At 67.7% G+C, this 18,977-nt stretch carries 10 protein-coding genes; 4 read left to right on the forward strand and 6 right to left on the reverse strand.

Going from position 1 to position 18,977, the window contains the following annotated elements; all coding sequences use genetic code 11:
- Window positions 1–24 precede the first annotated feature (24 nt).
- From ADK41_RS13320 to ADK41_RS13340, 6 genes are all read right to left on the reverse strand, one after another.
- Complete coding sequence (locus tag ADK41_RS13320; RefSeq protein ID WP_030818857.1) at window positions 25–2,076, reverse strand: Hsp70 family protein; 2,052 nt, start codon at window positions 2,074–2,076, stop codon at window positions 25–27.
- The gene (locus ADK41_RS41665) at window positions 2,073–2,651 is read right to left on the reverse strand and encodes a hypothetical protein (protein ID WP_158717612.1); all 579 of its coding nucleotides are present in this window, start codon (window positions 2,649–2,651) and stop codon (window positions 2,073–2,075) included. The genes ADK41_RS13320 and ADK41_RS41665 overlap by 4 nt, the downstream gene beginning before the upstream one ends.
- The gene (locus ADK41_RS13325) at window positions 2,648–4,345 is read right to left on the reverse strand and encodes a hypothetical protein (protein ID WP_158717613.1); all 1,698 of its coding nucleotides are present in this window, start codon (window positions 4,343–4,345) and stop codon (window positions 2,648–2,650) included. Before ADK41_RS13325 ends, ADK41_RS41665 begins: the two co-directional genes overlap by 4 nt.
- A gap of 92 nt (window positions 4,346–4,437) precedes the next feature.
- Window positions 4,438–8,022: a HelD family protein gene (locus tag ADK41_RS13330; protein ID WP_078661745.1), complete on the reverse strand. Its 3,585-nt coding sequence runs from the start codon at window positions 8,020–8,022 to the stop codon at window positions 4,438–4,440.
- A 135-nt stretch (window positions 8,023–8,157) separates the two neighbouring features.
- Window positions 8,158–8,745: a hypothetical protein gene (locus tag ADK41_RS13335; protein WP_234318512.1), complete on the reverse strand. Its 588-nt coding sequence runs from the start codon at window positions 8,743–8,745 to the stop codon at window positions 8,158–8,160.
- 64 nt (window positions 8,746–8,809) lie between these two features.
- Window positions 8,810–10,036, reverse strand: coding sequence for a DNA sulfur modification protein DndB (locus ADK41_RS13340; RefSeq protein ID WP_030818862.1), 1,227 nt, complete (start codon window positions 10,034–10,036; stop codon window positions 8,810–8,812).
- Window positions 10,037–10,186: 150 nt separating this feature from the next.
- Here ADK41_RS13340 and ADK41_RS13345 point away from each other — a divergent pair, with 150 nt between their 5' ends.
- The 4 genes from ADK41_RS13345 to ADK41_RS13355 all read left to right on the forward strand — a co-directional run bounded on the left by ADK41_RS13345 (window position 10,187) and on the right by ADK41_RS13355 (window position 18,931).
- Entirely contained in the window at window positions 10,187–12,373 is a 2,187-nt protein-coding gene (locus ADK41_RS13345; protein WP_030818864.1) for an N-6 DNA methylase, read from the forward strand.
- A gap of 107 nt (window positions 12,374–12,480) precedes the next feature.
- On the forward strand, window positions 12,481–14,472 hold the full coding sequence (locus ADK41_RS13350; protein WP_030818865.1) for a type I restriction-modification system subunit M: 1,992 nt from the start codon (window positions 12,481–12,483) through the stop codon (window positions 14,470–14,472).
- Window positions 14,469–15,752 carry a restriction endonuclease subunit S gene (locus ADK41_RS39205; RefSeq protein ID WP_078661746.1) on the forward strand — a complete coding sequence of 428 codons (1,284 nt, stop codon included), beginning with the start codon at window positions 14,469–14,471 and terminating at the stop codon, window positions 15,750–15,752. The genes ADK41_RS13350 and ADK41_RS39205 overlap by 4 nt, the downstream gene beginning before the upstream one ends.
- Window positions 15,749–18,931, forward strand: a complete 3,183-nt coding sequence (locus tag ADK41_RS13355; protein WP_030818866.1) for a type I restriction endonuclease subunit R — start codon at window positions 15,749–15,751, stop codon at window positions 18,929–18,931. Before ADK41_RS39205 ends, ADK41_RS13355 begins: the two co-directional genes overlap by 4 nt.
- Window positions 18,932–18,977 lie beyond the last annotated feature (46 nt).

The following is an 18,977-nucleotide window of genomic DNA, read 5'->3' on the forward strand; positions in this document are numbered from 1 at the left end:
GTTAGCCTGTGGGCACTGTCTATCTCAGCTCCTCCCTCGCGGTGCTACGCAGGTCCGTGGAGTGAAGACCCACCTGTTCTTGGTGTGGGTGGCTCCGAGAACTCGTCCGTTCTCCCGCAACCATGGGTAGCGGCTCTGCAGTTCGACGTAGTTGTCGTTGGTGACGACAACCGCACCCGACTCATCGGCGATGGCCACGACCAAAGCGTCACCCTTCCCCTCTGTACCGGCCGGCGGCTGGAGGATGTCGCCCTTGCTGAGAGCGGCGGTCACGGCAGCTCTCTCCTCCTCGGCGACTTTGTGCCTGAAGGTGGCATCCACGACAACATGAATGTCCGCCAGGGGGTACTTCTCTGCCAACGTTTCTCGAGCACCGATGAGTTGGGCAAAACTCGGTCGGTCCTCTTCCTCGTAGACACCGGGGTGGATGGGCGAGTGCCCGATCCATGCCAGGTTGGAACCGTCGACCACAAGAGTGTGTACTTCTTCGCCCTGGTCGGGGTCGCCCACGTGGGAGTGGGACGGAACGGGCCGATCCTGCTTGTCGGAGCGGTTGGCGGGCAGAATGCGCGACGACGCGGGATTCATCGTGAGCAGGTCATCGAGCTCCTTGCGCACCTCCGGCGTCGGCCCACCGGAACCGAAGCTCTTCACCTCCTCGTCGACGACGACTTCGCCCGTGTGCTCCAAGGTGGCTTTCACGTGCAGCAGGCCGTCGGAGTCGTACGTGTACTCCAGATCGAACCGGGATTCCTCACGCACGCGCGGTGTTGAGTACATGAGGGGCAATTCGGTGAGCTGGACGTTGTCGGAGTCGGTCAGCTCCTTGTCCGGGTCACCCTCCCAGATCTCCACAATGAGTTTGCGCTCGTAGTCGCGGGCGGGCGTATAGCTCTTCCGCTCGCTCCAGGGCAGCGGCGAGTTCCTGGGGATGATCTCGCTGAACTGCCGACGTCCGTCGGGCTTCCTGGTCACGGTCCCCAACGCGTGGCTGTTGGCGACTTGAATGACCCCGGGCATCTCGTTCGACAGAACGGCTGCGGCGATGGCGGCACCACGCGCCACGGCGGTCATGGGATCACACATGTAGGTCGGCACGGGCTCCATCTGCAAGGCCTCCGCCACCGCGGCCCGCACGCTCGGGATCTGGCTGGTGCCCCCGATCATGAGGACGTCGTCCACATCGAGCGGGGCCATGTGCAGATCCCGGAGACACTCCTCGACCGGTGCCAGGGCACGATCGACGAGGTCCGTGATCGCTTCCTCCAACTCCTCCTGGAAAATCTCCACTTCCCTGTCGTCCGGAGTCCAGATCCGCACGGACCGCTGGGAGGACAGCAGAATCTTGCTGCGTTCCACGTCGAGCCGGAACTGACGCTTCTGGGCAGGCGACCACTCACGTCGTGCAGGCGCCCTTTCCAGAACCATGCTGCGCAGCCGACGGTCGATCTCGAGCCCACCGAGTTCCGTCACCCCGCGCGAGGCGCGTTCCTCGAAGAATCCGTCCTCGTGGTCGAGAACCGTGACGTCGATCGTTCCGCCACCCCAGTCGAACACGAGAATCTGTGGCGCCTCGTCACGCAGTTGTTGAACATACGAGATCGCGGCGGCCGTCGGCTCGTTGAGGAGCGCTTGAACCTCGATGCCCGCGAAGCGGGCAGCGGCACGCGTGCGGTAGCGGGCGGCGCCCGTGGCGTTCGCGGGCACGGTGATGACGGCCCGGTTGATTTCGGTCAGGTTCTGCTGCGCGCCATCCTTCATGGCGGTGAAGACACCGGCTGCCACGGTGGTGGCGGCAAAGCGGCGCCCCTGCACGTTGACGTACTCGTCGCTCTTGAGCAGGCGCTTGCACGCCTCGGCGGCCTCCTCTGAGCGCAGCTTTGCCTCCCATCCGAAGAGGGGGCCGCTGCGCAGCGAGCTCATCCCGACCACTGAGGGGAAGAGCAGGTCGAAGCCGGGATGGCGCCAGTCGGCGTCGAGGTGGTGTCCGTCGAGCGGCAGTACCTCGACGTCGTCGCCCTGCCACTGGGCCACCACGGAGTTGGTGGTGCCGAAGTCGATTCCGGTGGCGGTCACGGCTTCTCCTCGCTTCCAGCGTTCTGCGTCTCGTCTGCGGAACCGGTGGGCTTGGTCACACCAGACACTCGGCGAAGCTGCCCTGAGAGAATCAACTTGCCAGTGGCTTGATCCACGTAGGCAGGCCGCACAATCTCGAACTGATCGCCGTCCCCCTCCACTACAACGAAAAGTTCTCGTTCTCCCGCGTCCTCAACGACACGTACGCCTAGCCCCAGCAGGGCCTTGCGAATTGAAACCTGCCACTTTAGTGTGCTCATCCGGTTGCCGGAACCTCGCGCTTCGAGGTCACTTTCGACCAGACGTGCCAAGTGTTCCTCGCGGGTCCTGAAAGCCTCCAGAACACCTCGCCGAAGAGCAGACACTATGTCCGCCTGCTTCGGTCGATCCTCGTCAGGGATGCTCTCGATCAACCGTTGGGCGCTCTCTGAGAAGCGTTTCAACAGATCGGCTGGGTTGAGCAACTCGTCAGGCCGGTACAGAAGAAGTTCAGGAGCAAGTGTTCTCCCCTTCTCTCCGCGTCGTCGGTTCTTCGGGGAGTCGGACTCCCTGCTCCAGTGCTTTGGCTTGCTCACTGTGTCGTCCTGTGCTGGTGATCCGGGCGCCGAGGCGCGTTGAGAAGGGTGGGGAGGAGGTCGGCGACCGCTCGACGCCGCACCGTCTGCGCGTCGTCGAGGTCGTGGGAGGCCGTCTGCCGGGGCATGGGCTCGACCGGCGGTACGAGGGTCCCGGGCGGGTCGTCCGGGAGCTGGAAGACCGCTTCGTCGAGCGGCAGGATGAAGAAGTCGGACCAGTCTTCACGTTGTTCGGCCTGCTGGATGCGGCGCATGGCCCGGTTGAGCCGGGCCGCTTCCTCGCGATCGTCGGCGAACTCACGCCGGAGGTCGCGGTACCGCTGCTTCCAGACCACCGACTGATTGGGCAGACCGAGCTCCAGGTACGGGTTGGAGGGGTGCGGCCGATCGTTGCGCTGCGTGGCTTGCCGTCGCTTGATCAGATCAAGGTTGGGTTCCGCTGCTTGCCGGATGGCGACGACACGCGTCAGGGCGAACAGCGCAGTGTTCAGGTCCTCGTCCAGGAGGGCCAAGTAGGCGGACATGTTCAGCGCCTCGGCGTACTGCAGAGGGTCGCCGTCCTCGTGGTCCAGGAACCTGTTCACCTGAGCACGAGCTCTTTTCAGCTCGCCCGCGCAGATGCAGTCGTAGGCGTGACGCAGCGCGGCGAGGGCGTGGAAGGCGCTGCGTCGGGGCTGGACGGCGGCCTTGGGTTCCCACAGCGCTGACATGAGCCGCCACAGCCCGCGGTCGGCGAGGACGTCCGGCTCCCAGTTGCCGGTAAGGGCTCCGTCCTTGATGTGGCGCAGTCTCAGCACGAGGGTGCGCGGAAGAACGTACTCCAGTTCCTTGAGGACGTTGGTGTCTCCTTCGGCTGCCCGCTGGAGCAGGTCGTAGAGTTCCCCTTCCTCACTCTCCGTGTCCTGTCCGTCGAGGAACCGCTCGCGTCGCAGGTACTGCTGCCATCCGATCGCCCCGGCGGTTTCCCTGTCCACCAGTTCGGGTGCGAGTCGGGCTCTCAGGTAGTTCCGTTCCCACGGGTCGGATCGCCGTTCCCAAGGTGCGTCGTCACGGGTGACCACCCCTGCGTCGATGAGGTCGTCGACGGTCCCGAGGGGCGCCCAGGGCAGGACCCGATCCCGCACGGGGCGTGGCAGTGCGGCAAGTTCGTCCTGCTGGAGGGCGTACTGCAGGGCGAAGGCCCCCGACACGTCCTCGGACGTCGAAGGACGACCCTCTCGGGACAGCACGGCTGGTCCGGGGCCCAAGAGGTGCTCGAGCCAGGTCTGACCGTGCGGCGTCAGCCAGGGCAGACCGCACGCATGGATGACCGTCATGGTCGTCACGGTGTCGTCGGCCGTGCGGTGGTCCAGGAGAGCCCGGACAGCGGAGGGCAGTTGCGCGACAGGGTCCCCGTCGAGGCACTGGCGCAGTGTCCCCAGCGCCCAATCGGGCTCCTCCCCCTGACCGGACGCGGTATTGACGAGGTCGGTCAGGAGCCGCTCCACGCGTCGCACCGCGTCCGCGCCGAACACACCGGCCCTGCGCCATCTGCGCAGGGCGAATCCGTCCGGGCCTGCCGTCTCCGCGGTGGCGGCTTCCTCCGACCGGGTGCGCCGTGCGCGGCGTCGCTCGCGCCACGCCTCGACCATCTCCGCCCGGGACATCGAAGCGTCCGGCCCGGGACCGACGTCCGGCCGTTCCTCTTGCGTCATCTGTTCTCACATCACTCGTCCGGGAAGCCCCGGCGGACACGAGTCCGCCGACCGGTACTTTCCGCGTTTCACGACCGGCTACGTCACCGGTACTACGACGTGCCGTATTCGTCCGGCAACGTGTGCCGGACGCGTTCCGCTGCCGGGCCGGCCCATGCGTCGCCGTCCCGCCAGACCAGGTCCACGCTGAACGCGCGGTCGCAGGCGTCCACGGCCCATGGCTCGGCCGGCGGCTCACGTAGCACGACGACCAGGTACTCGGCGCGCTCCTGGGGGTGCAGGCTGGATGCCTCCAGCAGATGCAGGGCCGCCTCGCGGATCCGCTCGTACGTCGGTGTGCCATCGGCCAGCACTTCGAAGAGTGTCGTGCCGTCGGGCCCGTGGCTCCACGCGTCGGCGTAGACGGTGTCCCCCACGTCCCCGGGGCCCTCGTAGAGGTCGGCCAGCAGCCTGTGGCGCAGGCTTTCGTGCGCGCGATCGGCCCGAGCCGAACGTTCACGCTCCGCGACCATGTCGGCCAGGCTCGGATCGCTTCTCGGCGTCGTGACCTCGGTCGTGGCTTCATCCGCTGTGCCGGTCGTCGGCATGTCCGTCCCTTCGTGTGAGGACTCGTCGGCCTCTCCGGCCTCGAACCCCCGGTAGATCTCGGTCCCGGTGCTACGGACCGCCGTGAGGACCCGGCCGTCCGACCGCATCCACCATTGGCAGCGTTCGCCCTCGACGACCAGGCGGTCCCCCACCCACTCGATACGCCCCGTCGAAAGGTCGGCCGTGAGCTCTTCCCGGAGCCCTCTCACGAACGCTTCGTCCGCCAGGTGCGCGGACTGAGTGAGTCGTTCGAAGGTGACACAAGCCCCCTGGGTGACATGGAGGGCGTTCGGGTCGATCGCGCGCACGGCAGCGTCGTCGGCCAGCCCCGCGCCTGCCTTGGCCTCCGGGGGTGTGAGAGCCGATCGCCGTTCCCCTCGTGCCTGCTGCCCCACCCGCGAGGGAACCCCTGCGGTCACCTGTGCGTAGCTGCGCTCGGGATGTCCCGTGACGTAGGCCTTCACGGCTCGCGCGTCGGCATCGAGCAGAAGACGGTAGCCCTCCAGGTCCAGGAGCCACCCGTCCGGGGAGCGGAAGTGGCGGCCCTCGGCCAGGAACGGGGCGAGCATCGCGTGAAGTTCCACGGCCGCCTCACCGAGGCTGCCCCGATGCCGGACCACGAAGGCGCCGCACGCGGCCGAGGTGATACGGATGGCGGCGATCTGTTCCGGTGTGCGTTCGAGTCTCGCCTCGGTCGCGCCGTCCTTGGGCACTCCGAGGTAGTCGCTCCTGCCGAGGGACACGGGCTCCGCCGTGCGGAACCCTCCGCATCCCGGCTGCCGGCACCATCCGTCCGCCTGCCGTGTCTCGTTGGCGCACCGTGTGCCGTCCGCTCGGTACCGAGTGCACAAGCCCGACGTGCCGTGCGGGCTCTTCCTTCTGCTGACCTGCGCCAAGAACTGCTTCGGAGTGGGTACGGGGTTTGCCGGACCGCCGATCCACTGCGGCAGTGGCCGCTCATGGACCACCGTCAGGGACTGGGTGCACCGGGTGAGCGCGACGTACAGACGACGCGGTCCAGCCGGGTCGTCCGCGGTGACCGCCGACGGTTCGGCCACGACCACGTGATCGAATTCGAGGCCTTTGGCTTCGTCGGCGGTGAGCACGGAGACCGATTCCTGCCCGGAAACGGCAGTGGCCACGGTTTCCTTCCACGACGTCAGGTCAGGAACGATCACCGCTGTGGTTCGGTCCCGGCGTGCGCCATCCGGTCCCGTTGCAATGGCCAGGGCACGCTCGGCCGCACGCTGTGCAGGGTCACCGGCCCGCACGACGATCACTTCGGTGCCCGTTCGCCGTACGGAGTCGGGGACTCCGACGCCTGGCGCGCAGTGGGTACCGAGTGGTCGCACGTAGTCCATGACCTCACCGGGCACCCGGAATCCGGTCAGCAGCTCGGCCACCCGCCAGCCGTCCCTGCCGGTGAGCGTCGTCCCGAGCTCCTCCCAGTCCTGGTACGGAAAGGGGCCGGTAGCCTGAGCGAGATCGCCCAGGATGGTCATGGACCCGCCGGGACAGCGACGCGCCAGTGAGCGGGCCTGCATCGGTGTGAGGTCCTGAGCCTCGTCCACGACGACATGGCCATAGGTCCTCTCGGGGCGCCCTGAGAGCAGGTACTCCAACTCGTCCAGGCAGACCAGGTCCTCAAGACTGGCTTCCACGGTGGCTCGCGCACTGGTGTGACCGTCCTGCCGGTCCACGAGGGCCGTCTGCTCCTCCGGCGTGAGGATCCCCTCGGCCGCCGCCAAGGCGGCACCGCCGGCAAGGAGCCGACGCAGCACGTCGCGGGCCGAGAGTTCGGGGGCGATACGGCGCAGCAGCCGGGTGACGGAACGTAGTTGACGTACCTTAGGGAAGTAGTCGGTGTCGGCAGGTCCGGGGAGCATGCCGATGTAGGCCTGGGTGAGGTGCTGCACCAGCTGCTGGACACAGCGTTCCTGGCGAACGCGGTATGGGCCGTCGCCGGTGAGGGCGTCGGCCGCGATGGCCGCGATCTCCGCGACGGGCACGACGACTTCCCGGCGCCGCAGTTCGAAGACGAACTCGGCGCCGCCGACGAGCGCTTCGAGGCGCTCGACCGTCGTGGTGGTGTGGTTGTCGACGGCCCGCCGCAGGACGCGGGCCATCCGTGCGTCGGACTTGACCATGGCGGTCTCGTACCGGTCACGGCGCGCGTTCCCGCCCGACCACAACGCGGACAGTTCGAGCATGGTCACGCCACGGCTGCCCAGCTCGACCAGAGCTCTGCTCGCGTAGTCCAGGAATCCACGACTCGGTCCGACGACCAGGATGTCGTTCGGTGCCACATGTCGGTTGTCGAGCAGCCAGCTCACGCGGTGCATGCCCACCGCTGTCTTGCCGGTGCCCGGACCCCCTTGGACGATGAGTACGCCTCCTGGCCGCTCCGCGACGAGCCGGAGCTGGTCCCTCTGGATCGTCTCGACGATGTCGTGCATGGCACCGTCGCGGGCTCGGTCCAGTTCGTCGAGCAGGGGGTCGTTCCAGTCCGGCTCCTTGAATTCGCCGGCTTCCCCAGGCTCCGGCTCGGCAGCGGCGTGGCCCCGCTCACAGCCCTCGGCGGAATCGTCCCCGACACCGGCTGCTGCGGTGTCCTCCGGCTCCTCCCGCACAGCCCGGGGCGCGAGGCTCGCGCTGTCTTTCCCATGCAGATCGAAATACCGCTGAACGATCCGTTCGTCGCAGACGATCCGGCGCAGCAGGCGCACATCGCCCGGTTCCTGCTCGCTGGTCAGCCGCCATTCGATCGCGGCTGGCGCGTTCCATGAGATGACGGCAGGGTTGCGCTCCTCGTCGAACACCACTCGTCGTCCGATGTAGAACGACTCGCGACCGGTTCCTTCGTCGACGTCGACCCGCATGAACACCAGGGCGTTGCCGTTGAGGTCGAGGCGGGCCAGCTCGCTCTCCCATGCCCGATTCACGTCGATCGCGTCCTTGCCGCTGGCTGCGGCGGACATTCCCTTGAGGCTTTCGGCCTCACGTCGCGTGCGTTCCAGGCAGCGGTAGGCATGGTCGACCGCTCGCTGTTCCACAGCCAGCACATCGACCCGTCGTGCGCGCTTCGACATGCTGTCCGTTCTGCCCTTCTCTTACCGTTGTGCTCTGCCGATTCCGGAACAGACGTCGGGCGCCGGCTCATGGTTCGACTCCGTCGACCCCTGTCTGGTTGTTGTGATGCTCGTCACTCTGTGGAACGTCGCCTTTCAGCCGATCCTCTTCCACTCCTGGCACCCGTTGGTCTTGAAGTACTCGCCGCTGTTGAGCTTCACCCGGCCCTGCCCGGTGAGGTTGTTGTTGGTGATGATGGAGTCGAACTCGCCGCTGGCGTCCTTGGCCCGTTCCCAGTAGCAGCCCCACTCGTCCTCCGGGCCGGCGGTCTTGTAGGTGCCGGCCTTGATGTCCTCGCCGACCAGGTACTCGCCCTCGCCCGAGAAGGTGGTCGCCGGGCCGGGCTTCCTGGTCTTCTTCGGTTCGGCGGTGACCGTCTCGGTCACCGTTTCGGTGACGGTGGGGGCGGGTTCGGGGGCTTCGGCCTCGGCGGTCTCGGTGACGGTGACCGTGGGGCGGGGCGCGGCCTTGGTGTCGGCGGTCTTCTCGACGGTGTCCGCCGAGCCGCTGCCGGCGCCTATGCCGACCCCGACGAACAGGGAGACCAGCGCGACCGCCCCGTACGTCAGCCACCGTCTGCGGCTGCGGGCGGGCTGTCCGGAGCCGGTGGGTGTGCCGAGGCCGAAGGGGCCGGCGCCCTGGGGACTGTGGTCGGGTGGCGGGGGAGGCTGGTGGAAGGTCATGGCGTGCTCCGTTTCCGGCGTGCGTGGTGCGTGGCGGGTGGGGTGTGCGGGCGTGCGCCCGGGTTCAGAGGCCGCGGATCCTGCGGCCCGCCTCGGTCGCCGGGTAGAGGATGGCGTCGGCGACCCGGCCGCCGGAGTCCTTGACCCCGCCGCTGAAGTTCAGGCGCCCCGAGGTACCGGTCTTGGCGGCGACGCCGTCCCAGTACTTCGCCTCCCGCTCCCAGCGGACGCCGTCGAGGAGGCGGACCAGGTCGTCCGTGCGGAAGGCGGACGACGGGTCGGCCCACGGCATGGCGTGGTGGGCGGCGATGCCGATCCCGGCGAGGACGGCGGGCGCGGTGATGGCGCTGCGCGCGGTGAAGTCGCGTGCGTGACGGGCGATCAACTGCCCGAGGACCGGTACGACGGCGGCCTCCACCTGCTCCGGCCGGTGTCCCGCAGGCAGCTTGTCCTCGTGCACCGGCTCGGCGGACATCTGCACACCGTTTCGCCCGTAGAGCGTGGTGACGACGAGGGCGCGCAGTGCGGAGAGGGTGACGACCTCGCGGTCGCTCGCGGACACCTGCCGCTTGCTGACGTTCACGAGCCGCGCGAAGGGCACGCGCTGCCCGTCCACGTCGACCTTCACCGAGTCGGCGACCAGGTGCGCGAGCCGGGTGCCGTAGTCGCGCTGGTCCATGGACATGGCCAGGTTCTTGGCCACGTCCACGCCCTGCACGTTGCGGTCGTAGAAGATCTGCCGCGCGTCGGCGGGGGCAAGGTCGACGTACAGCTCGAACGGCAGGCGCACCTGGGCGAGTTCCGGGTACGTCAGGCCGTACTTCTCGGGGTCGTCGTAGAGGTCGTGCCAGGCGGTGGTCTGGGTCTCGCCGTCGATGGCGACGACCATCGTGCCCGGCGCGACGGTGAGGGTGCGCAGGCCGCTGCCGGGGAGGAGTTCGTCGCTGAGCGCGGCGAGCGGTCCGGCGTGCCACAGGGTGACCGGCGGCGTGGACCAGGCCGCGCCGAGCTCGCCCTTCAGCCCGGCGGCGATGTACTCGGCGTACGGGCCGACGTTCTTGCCCTTCTGCGAGGACTTCAGCGTGCGCTGCACGGTGGCCCGCAGCTCGGCGTGCCGGCGCACCAGGCCGGACGCCGCCTTCAGCCTGCGCGGGTCCTCCTCGGCGCGGGGCGAGGGCACGAGCTGGACGAGCGTCGGCACGGACATCGTCCCGACGACGGCGTCGGCACGGAACGGCATCACGGTGAGCTGGGTGCCCTCGACGACGGCGGTCGGCATGGTCAGGCGCATGGGACTCCCCCGGAGTTCTGTCGAACGGCTTCCAGTCGGAAGCAAGACCAGGTAAGCATGGAAACGAAAGCACCGTCAAACAGGTTGACCGACTTGACGGGTGCTGTAGGTTGTTGACTGTTCGCTACCGAGAGGCCCAGGACTCCCGTCATGCCCCAGTCATCCGCGCAGGTGACCGCCGCCGAGATCTCCCGCATCGCGGGTGTCACGCGCGCCACGGTCAGCAACTGGCGTCGTCGGCACGAGGACTTCCCCGAGCCGTCCGGGGGTACGGAGAGCAGCCCTCTGTACGACCTGGAGTCCGTGCGTGCCTGGCTCGCCTCGCGCGGTCACGCCTCGGCGGCGACCCCGTCGGAGGAGCTGCGCACGATGCTGCGCCTGCGCACGCAGAGCGGGGGCGGAGGCGGCGGCAGGTCGGAGGATCTGCTGCTCCTCGTCCTCGCGGCGGCGGGCGGCCCGACGGAGGCGCTGACGGCCGCCACGCGGCTGCCGGACGCGGAGCTCGTCGCCCGCGCGCAGCGGGACGCGGCATCGGCGGCCGGTGCCGTGCCGGCCGCCGATGCGGACGCGGTCCGTTTCGAGGCGGGCGACGTGGCGGTGCTGCGCGCGTTGTACGCGTGTGTACGTGACGAGGGCGGCCAGGCCGCGCTGGGCGTGCTCGCGGAACGGGAGCTGGAGGACAGCGCCGCGTCCGGCGCGTACGTGACTCCCCCGCCGCTCGCGGACCTGCTCGCCCGTCTGGTCCCCGGCTCCCCGGCCCGCGTCCTGGACCCGGCCTGCGGCAGCGGCACCCTGCTGGCGGCGGCGGCCCACCGGGGCGCGCGCGAACTGTACGGCCAGGACACGCTCCCCGTGCAGGCCCGGCGCAGCGCCGTGAGCCTGATGCTGACGGCTCCGGAGGCCACAGTCGCCGTGCGCGCCGCCGACAGTCTCCGCGCGGACGCCTTCCCCGACCTGGTCGCCGACGCGGTGCTGTGCAATCCGCCGTACGGCGTCCGGGACTGGGGCCACGACGAGCTGGCGTACGACCCCCGCTGGGCGTACGGAGTCCCGGCCCGCGCCGAGTCGGAGCTGGCGTGGGTGCAGCACGCGCTGGCCCATCTGGCACCCGGCGGCTACGCGGTGCTGCTCCTGCCGCCGGCCACGGCCGGGCGGGCGTCGGGGCGGCGCGTACGGGCGGAGCTGGTACGCAGCGGGGCGCTGCGCGCGGTGATCGCGCTGCCGGCGGGGGCATCGGTGCCGTTGCACATCGGTCTGCAGGTGTGGGTGCTGCGACGGCCGGAGCCGGGTGGTCCGGAGCGCAAGTCGGTGCTGTTCGTGGACACGGCGGCGGACGCGGTGACCACACGGACGCGGGGCGGGAGCCGGTCCGCGTCCGTGGACTGGGAGGGCGTCACGACGCGCGCCCTGGATGCGTGGCGGGCGTTCACGGAGGACCCGGACGCGTTCAAGGGTGAGCCCGGTGCCGCGCACGCGGTCGGCGTGGTGGACCTGCTGGACGACGTGGTGGACCTGACCCCGGCACGACTCGTACGGGCGTCACGGGCCGAAGCCGATCCGGCGGAGCTGTCGGCGGAGGTCGCCGCCACGCGCCGGAAGCTCACCGAGGCCGCGGAGGCCCTCGCGCGGACGGCCGGCCGCGAGGAATGGAGCCCGGCGGGCGCCACGGCGCGCGAGTGGCGGACGGCCACGGCGTCCGACCTCTCGCGCGGTGGCGCGCTCACGCTCCTGCGGACGGTTCCGGACAGCGTGCGCACGCGGGCACAGGCCTCGAGCGGCGGGACCGGCGGGGGCGGGAAGCCCGAGACCCGGGCGGTGCTCACCGGCTCGGACATCACGACCGGGTCAGGCCCCACGGGAGAGCCGATGGGGCTGTACGACGACACCGCGCCCGTGATCGCCGTCGGGGACGTCCTCGTACGGGCGGTCGCGAACACGGAGGGTCCTATGGCCCGGGTCGCGGGAGGGGAGGACGCCGGCGCCCTGCCCGGCTCCCACGTCCACCTCTTCCGGCCGGACCCGGCACGCCTGGACGCCTGGTTCCTCGCCGGGTTCCTGGGCGCGGAGGAGAACATCGCGGGCGCGTCGACGGGCAGTACGGTGCTGACCGTCAGCCCCGGCCGACTGCGGGTGCCGCTGCTGCCGCTGGAGGAGCAGCGGCGGTACGGGGAGGCGTTCCGGCACGTGCACGAGCTCCGGGCGGAGGCGCGGCGGGCGACCTCGCTGGCGGAGGAGACGGCACGGTTGCTGGCGGGCGGGCTCACGGGCGGGCAGTTGCTGCCGTCGGGAGAGACGGCGGCGGAGGTACGCGGCAGGGGTGGCGATTCACCCCATTAGGCACGTAGACCTCCATACATAGACCACACTTGTCGGACCGTCCCGGTCGGCCTGTCGGCTCCGGGGTGGTGGGGTTGGGACATTTCGGAAGGAATCCGGGGATCCAGTTGAACAGCAGTAAGCACACGGAGTTGGCGAACCACGCGTGGTCCGTCGCCGACCTCCTGCGGGGGGACTACAGGCAGTCCGACTACGGCAAGGTGATCCTGCCGTTCACGGTGCTGCGGCGCCTTGAGTGCGTGCTGGAGCCGTCCCGCGAGAAGGTCGCGGAGATCGCGGAGCAGCACAAGGACAGCGGGATCGACCCGGACCGCTTCCTGCGGCGGGCCTCCGGTCACTCCTTCTACAACCGGTCGAGCCTGACCCTGAAGAAGATCGCGGCGGACCCGCAGAACGCGGCGCAGAACCTCCAGGTGTACGTGGGGGCGTTCTCCGACAACGCGCGGGGCGTGCTGGAGCGTTTCGAGTTCGCGCAGCAGATCAAGCGGCTGGACGGCGCAGGGCTCCTCTACAAGGTCATCGGCAAGTTCACGGACCTGGATCTGCATCCCGACGTCGTGCCCAACCACAACATGGGCTACATCTTCGAGGAGCTGATCCGCCGGTTCGCGGAGCAGTCGAACGAGACGGCCGGTGAGCACTTCACGCCCCGCGAGGTCATCCAGCTGATGGTGCGGCTGCTGGTCGCTCCGGACGGTGACGCGTTGCAGTTGCCGGGTGCGGTGCGCACGGTCCTCGACCCGGCCTGCGGCACGGGCGGCATGCTCTCCGCAGTGGACGACCTGATCAAGGAGCTGAACCCGGACGCCACGGTGGAGGTGTTCGGGCAGGAGCTCAACCCCGAGTCGTGGGCGATCTGCCGGTCCGACCTCATGATCAAGGGGCAGGACCCGGAGAACATCGCCTTCGGCAACTCCTTCTCCGACGACGGGCACGCCCGGAAGTCCTTCGACTACATGCTGGCCAACCCGCCGTTCGGCGTGGAGTGGAAGAAGGTCAAGGACGAGGTCGAGCACGAGCACAAGGCGCTGGGCGAGGCCGGCCGGTTCGGGGCGGGGCTGCCGCGGATCAACGACGGGTCGCTGCTGTTTCTCCAGCACATGATCTCGAAGATGAAGCCGGTGGACGTGAACGGCGGGGGCGGTTCGCGGCTCGCGATCGTCTTCAACGGTTCGCCGTTGTTCACGGGGGCGGCGGGGTCGGGTGAGTCGGAGATCCGGCGGTGGATCCTGGAGAACGACTGGCTGGAGGGCATCGTCGCACTGCCGGATCAGCTCTTCTACAACACCGGTATCTCGACGTATTTCTGGATCCTGACGAACAGGAAGAGCCCGGACCACAAGGGCAAGGTCGTGCTGCTGGACGCGCGCGACCAGTGGCAGAAGATGCGGAAGTCGCTGGGCGACAAGCGGAAGGCTCTGGGCAAGGAGCACATCGCGGAGGTCGTCAAGCTGTACGGGGAGGCGCTGGCCGTAGCGGGGGATGCGGAGCATCCGTTGCACGGCAAGGTGAAGGTCTTCGCGAACGAGGACTTCGGGTACCAGCGGATCACGGTCGAGCGTCCACTGAAGCTGCGGTTCGAGGTGACGGAGGAGACGCTGGCGGCGCTGGAGGCGTCGAAGGCGATCCAGAAGCTTCCGCAGGCTCCGGCGTTGACGGATGCGTGCAAGTCGCTGGTCGGGGCGAGCTGGGGCACGAAGCAGGACGCGTGGCTCGCCTTGAAGGACGCGGTGGTCCAGGCCGGCGGGACGTGGCCCACGGGGGCACCGTTCAACAAGGCGCTGCGGGATGTCATCGGCGTGCGGGATCTGGAGGGCGAGGTGCAGCTCATCAAGGGGCAGCCGGAGCCGGATGGGGAACTCCGGGACTACGAGAACGTGCCGCTGGGTGAGGACGTCGAGGAGTACCTAGCGCGGGAGATTCACCCGCACGTACCGGACGCGTGGGTCGACCACAGCAAGACGAAGATCGGGTACGAAATCCCGTTCGCTCGGCACTTCTATGTATACCAGCCGCCACGCCCTCTGACAGAAATCGACGCCGAACTGAAGGCACTAGAAGCGGAGATCCAGGGCCTGCTAGAGGATGCCACGGAATGAAGACCACAATTCGACTGCGTCATCTCGCACAGATCAATCCCGGCACTCCTCCCTTCGACCGGCTACCCGATGACGAAGAGATGACTTTCCTCCCCATGGAGGCGGTCTGGCCCGACTCCCGCCTTGACATCTCACAACGGCGCGTCAAGAAATCAGTTAGCACCGGATACACCCGTTTTCAGAACGGCGACATCCTCGTCCCGAAGATCACCCCCACCTTCGAGGCCGGCCGTGCCGTACTAATCCAGGGACTGTTCGGCGGAGTCGGCGCCGGAACGACAGAACTCCATGTGCTCAGGCCCGGAAGGGACATCGACCCGAGGTTTCTCCTGTACGTCGTCAACACGCACAGGTTCCTAAAGCTCGGTCAGGCGGAGATGTACGGCGTAGCCGGACAGCAGCGCGTGCCGGACAGTTTCCTGCGAGACCTTCCGGTGCTCCTTCCATCACTAAGTGAGCAACGACGCATTGTCGAATTCCTCAATACCGAGACCGCTCGCATCGACGGAATTCTACGAGCACGCACCGAACAACTCAGTCTACTGCAGGACAGGCGAGCGGCACTCAAGACGCAAAGCGTCACGTACAGCGAACCTGACGCTGTTCACCATCCCATCCTGGGCAGCCTCAACCCTGAGTGGAAGGTGGTGCCACTTCGTCGGGTGTTGCCAGCAATCAACGTTGGGGTTGTCATCAACCCGTCACATTACTTCACCGACTCCGGAGTCCCTTTCATCCACGGCTTCAACGTACGCGAAGGATTCATTTCCATGACGGGAATGAAGTACATGACTGCCGAGAGCAACGAAGCCCATCGACGTTCCAAGGTTTACGCCGGAGATGTGCTGGTCGTGCGGGCAGGCGCGACTGCAGGAAGGGCATCCATGGTTGGCGACGAATTCAATGGGGCGAACTGCGCGTCGGTACTAATTCTCAGAAAATCCGAGACGGTCTATCCTAGATATCTGGAAGCGTTTATTAATTCTATGCCAGGAAAGGGGCAAGTTTCCTTCTCGCAGTATGGCGCAGCCCAGGAAGTCATCAGCGCTGGTCAAGTTGGTTCCTTCCTGATGTCAGTGCCCCCGTTGCGGGAACAAGCTTCCCGACTCTCAAGGTTGGCAGCCGCTACTGCACGCACCGTCACACTCGAAGAAAAGCTGCAGCGTCAAGTTCGGCTTTTGCAGGAACGTCGGCAATCCCTCATCACCGCCGCCGTAACCGGCCAGTTCGACGTGACCACCGCCAGCGGGCGCAACGTAACCGAAGGAGCCTCTGCATGAGCCCCGTGCACGACGAGTCGGCCTTCGGCGACGCAATCGTCGCCGCTCTCTGCGAGCGCGGTTGGCGGGAGGCGAATCCCGAGGACTACCAGGCCGATCTTGGGCTCGACACCAACGAGTTGTTCACCTTCATCGGTGCAACCCAAGCCGACGAATGGTATGAGCTGGCCACCGTCTACGGCGGCGACACCAACGAAGCCCAGCGCGGTTTCGCTCAGCGGCTCGACCGGGCCATCGCCGATGACGGGCTGCTCCATGTCCTCCGGAATGGTGTCAAGGACCGAGGTGTGCGACTCCGCGTCGCCTACTTCAAGCCCAACCTCATCTCCGCCGACTCCGTTCTCGACGGCTACCGGGCCAACCGTCTCACCGTTGTTCGCGAGCTGCGGTATGCCACCAAGCAGGCCGACTGGGGACATGAGCTCGATCTAACTTTGTTCCTCAACGGCATCCCGGTCGCCACGGCCGAGTTGAAAAACCCGCTGACCAGGCAGGGCGTCGAGGACGCCAAAGAGCAGTACCGAATGAAACGCGACCCGACCGAGCTGATCTTCACGCGGCGGGTCATCGCGAACTTCGCCGTCGACCCGGACCTGGTCTTCGTCACCACGCAGCTGCGCGGCAAGAACACCCGGTTCCTTCCCTTCAACACCGGCTCGAACGGCCCCGGCCAGCCCGGCGGAGCCGGCAACCCCGCTCCCACGGCCCACGGCACGTACGCCACGTCCTACCTCTGGGAACAGGTCTGGGAGCGGGACAACTGGCTCGACCTCCTCCAGCGCTTCGTGCACCAGCAGAAGCACAAGACGCCCGGCGGTGGCACCACCAAGTCGACGATCTTCCCCCGTTTCCACCAGTGGGACGTGGTCCGCAAGCTCACCGCGCACGCTTCCGTTCACGGCGCCGACCAGAACTACCTGGTCATGGCCTCCGCCGGCTCCGGCAAGTCGAACACCATCGGCTGGCTGGCCCACCGGCTCAGTGATCTGCACGCCCGCACCGACCCGAGCGTCCTGAGGCCCGATGCCCTGGCCGAGGGCCGTATCAAGCCGGGCGAGCCCGTCTTCGACAAGGTCATCGTCATCACCGACCGGCGCAACCTGGACGCCCAACTCCGGGAGACCGTAGGCAGCTTCAGTCAGACCGACGGCCTGGTCGTGAAGGTTGACGAGAAGCACGGCGCGAAGAGCGAACAGCTCGCCCGTGCCCTCTCCCGGGACACCGGGAAGATCGTCACCGTCACCCTGCACTCGTTCCCGGCGCTGCTCGACTACATCAAGCGCAACCCCACCGAGATCAAGGGCACCCGTTTCGCGATCATCGTCGACGAGGCGCACTCCTCCCAGTCCGGCGACGCCGCCACCGCCGTGAAGTCCGCTCTGCGTGACCTCGGCCTGGACGCCGACTCCGACGACGAAGGCGCAACCACGGTCACCGTGGACGACCAGCTCAAGGCGAAGGCGGTCGCGCGTTCCCGCGCCGCCAACCTCTCCTACTTCGCCTTCACCGCCACGCCCAAGTCGAAGACCCTCGAACTCTTCGGCACGGAAGGCGTCGAGAACGGCAAGACCGTCTACCGCCCCTTCCACACCTACTCCATGCGCCAGGCCATCGAGGAAGGCTTCATCCTCGACCCGTTGCGCAACTACGTCACCTACAACACCTACTGGAAGCTCGCGAACCTCAACCGCGACGAGAAGGAGGTCGACCCCTCCAAGGCGAACAGCCTGCTCGCCCGGTTCGCGCTCATGCACGAGCACACGGTGTCCCAGCACGCCCAGGTGATCGTCGAGCACTTCGTCACCCACTCCCGCGGCCGGCTCGGCGGACGGGCCAAGGCCATGGTGGTCACGGCCTCCCGGCACTCCGCCGTGCAGATGGCCCGCGCCATCCGCAGTTACATCGCCGACCGCGAGTACGACACGAAGCACCCGGACCTGGGTGTGCTCGTCGCGATCTCCGGCACCCTCACCATCGACGGTGAGGAGACCACCGAGGTCAAGGAGAACGGCGGTATCTCCGAGGCCGCGCTGCCGAAGGCCTTCGGCTACACCCGCGCTGACGACAAGGCCGCGAAGGCCGGCGGCAAGGGGCAGCAGGAGTACCGGATCCTGGTCGTCGCGGAGAAGTACCAGACCGGCTTCGACCAGCCGCTCCTCACCACCATGTACGTCAACAAGACGCTCACCGGCATCGCCGCCGTGCAGACCCTCTCCCGCCTCAACCGCCCCGCCGAACGCAAGTCCCAGGCCGACCTGGCCGTCCTGGACTTCGTCAACGAGGCCGAGGACATCCAGGAAGCCTTCCGCCCGTACTTCGAGGAGGCGCACACCCTGCCCTCCGACCCGAACCTCCTCTACACGGCCCAGAGCCGCGTCATGTCCGCGCCGATCATCTCGGAACAGGACATGAACGAGTTCGTCGCCGCGTACCTGGAAGCGGAGAAGAAGGCCGGCGGGGTCCAGTCCAAGTGGGAGAAGCTGCACGCCGAGCTGTACCGGCTCCTCTCCCCCGCCGTCACCCGCTTCACCGCCCTCCTGGAGAGCGAGGAGGAGGACGACGTCGAGACGGCCGAGGAGTTCCGCGCCAACCTCAACGACTACGTCCGCAAGTACGGCTTCCTCGCGCAGATCGTCCGGTACCGCGACGCCGAGTTGGAGCGCCTGCACCTCTACGGGCGCCACCTGCTCAACCGACTCCCCCGCCTCGCGGACGGTGGAGTCGACATAGGCGAGGTCGACCTCAGTCACCTGCGCGTCGAGAAGACCGGCGAGCACGACGTGTCCCTCAACCCCGAGGGTGCCGCCGAGCTCAAAGGTTTCGGCGACGGGGCCGGCGGTGCGAAGGACGCGGACAAGTCACTGCTGTCCGAGCTGATCGAGAAGTTCAACTCCAAGTTCGGTACGGAGTTCACCGAGGAGGACGTCCTCCCGGCCTTCAACGCGACGAAGAAGGACCCCAAGGTCCGGGCCGCCGCCGTCGTCAACGACGAGGAGAACTTCGGGATCGTCTTCGACAAGAAGTTCGAGGAGAACATGATGGATCATGTCTCCACCATCGACACCCTCGGCAAGCGGTACTTCGGCACCGACCGGGACTTCAAGTCCAACCTGGACCGCAGCGCTCGCCGCGCGGCCTGGCGGATGATCCGCCGGGAGGAAGGGTTGGACGACTTCTGAGGCGAGTGGGGCCCGGTGCGACGCGCGCACCGGGCCCCTTCGTCTA

The organism is Streptomyces caelestis (assembly GCF_001279005.1).
Classification (GTDB): Bacteria; Actinomycetota; Actinomycetes; order Streptomycetales; family Streptomycetaceae; genus Streptomyces; species Streptomyces heliomycini.